The 1657-nt window shown below is 64.3% G+C and carries 1 protein-coding gene; it reads right to left on the reverse strand.

All coding sequences use genetic code 11. The annotated features are described in order from the left end of the window. Positions 1–1657: gamma-glutamyltransferase (gene ggt / locus GXX82_05490; protein ID NLT22480.1), on the reverse strand; the 1657-nt coding region annotated here is incomplete at both ends.

Genomic DNA, 1657 nt, shown 5'->3' on the forward strand with positions numbered 1-1657 from the left:
CCCATCGCCAGTCCTTCCCGTCTGGGGTCCACCGCGCCGTATCTCTTCCCGGTGGCCGGGTCGATGAGGACGCTTGTTGCCGAGCCCATGGGGCCTCTCAGGACGACGTTGTGGCCCATCTGTCCCAGCATCTTCACCGTGTCGGGGCTTATTCCCTTCTCGACGCGCAGTTCGTCGGGCATCCATTCATGATGGACCTTCGGGGCGTTGACCGCCTCCTGGATGTTCATCTTGTGATCGATGACGTTGAGGACAACCTGGAGAACCGTCGAGATGATGCGGGAACTGCCGGGGCTGCCCGTCACGAGACGGAGCTTTCCCTCCCGGAAGACCATCGTGGGGGCCATGGCGGTTATCATCCTCTTGTTGGGGGCGATGGCGTTGGCCTCGCTCTCGATGATCCCGGCACTGTCGGGCTTGCCGGGGTCGGAGTTGAAGTTGTCCATCTCGTTGTTGAGGAGGAACCCGGCGCCATCGACCACGATCCCGCTGCCGAAATTCCCGTTGAGGGTGTACGTGGCGGACACCGCGTTGCCCTGCCCGTCAACGATGGAGAAATGCGTCGTCTCGTCCTTCTCGTAGACCTTGGCCTCCCCCGACCGTATCTGGCTGCTCGGGGTCGCCCGGGCCGGATCGATGCCCGCCGCCAGCTTCGCTCCGTACGCCTTCGAGGTCAGCCCCTTGACGGGGATGGCGACCGCGTCGGGATCGCCCGCATAAACGAAAAGGTCGGCGAAGGCGCGCTTCGAGGCCTCCGCGATAAGGTGTATGCCCGCCGCGCTGTTGTGCCCGGCACGGGCGACGTCGAATCTCTCAAGGATATTGAGGGCCTCGGTGATGCAGACCCCACCCGAACTGGGCGGGTACATCGAGTACACGTCATGGCCCCGGTAGGTCGTGTGAACAGGCCTGCGGACCACCGGCGCGTAGGCGGCAAGGTCCTCTTTCATTACGAGACCGGAATTCTCCTTCATCTGCCTCGCTATCCTCGCCGCGATGTCCCCCCTGTAGAAGACGTCGGGGCCTCCCTTCGCGATGGCCTTCAAGGTCCGGGCAAGGTCCTTCTGGACAAAGAGATCGCCCGCTTCGTAGTATCCGCCCGACGGTTTGAAGAATATCCCCGCCGATCCGGGCCGGGCCTTGAGCAGCCTCTCGTAGGACCTGATGTCGGAGGAAAGGCCGGCGCTCATCACGAACCCTTTCTCAGCATACCTGATGGCCGGACCCATGGCCTTCCCGAGGGACATGGTCCCGTACGTGCGAAGGGCAAAGGCAAGGCCCGCCACCGTTCCCGGCACCGCCACCGCGATGTAGCTTTCGCGGCTCAGCTTCGCGTCCGCCTTCCCGTCCCTGACGAACATGGCGCGCGATGCAGCCGCGGGGGCCTTCTGCCAGAAATCAAGGGCGATGACCTCTTTCGTCGCGGCGTTGTGGATGAGCATGAACCCGCCTCCACCGATATTGCCCGCCCTCGGCAGGGTCACGGCCATGACGAAGGCGGCGGTCACGGCCGCGTCTACGGCATTCCCACCCTTCCTGAGGACGCCGAGCGCCTCCTTCGTCGCCAGCTCCTGCCCCGTCACGACCATCGCCCTCTTCCCCTCGACGGGAAAGGCAATGGCCGTCTCCTCGGCGGAGACATCACCAGCCGGCATCA

It is taken from the genome of Syntrophorhabdus sp. (assembly GCA_012719415.1).
Taxonomy (GTDB): Bacteria; Desulfobacterota; Syntrophorhabdia; order Syntrophorhabdales; family Syntrophorhabdaceae; genus Delta-02.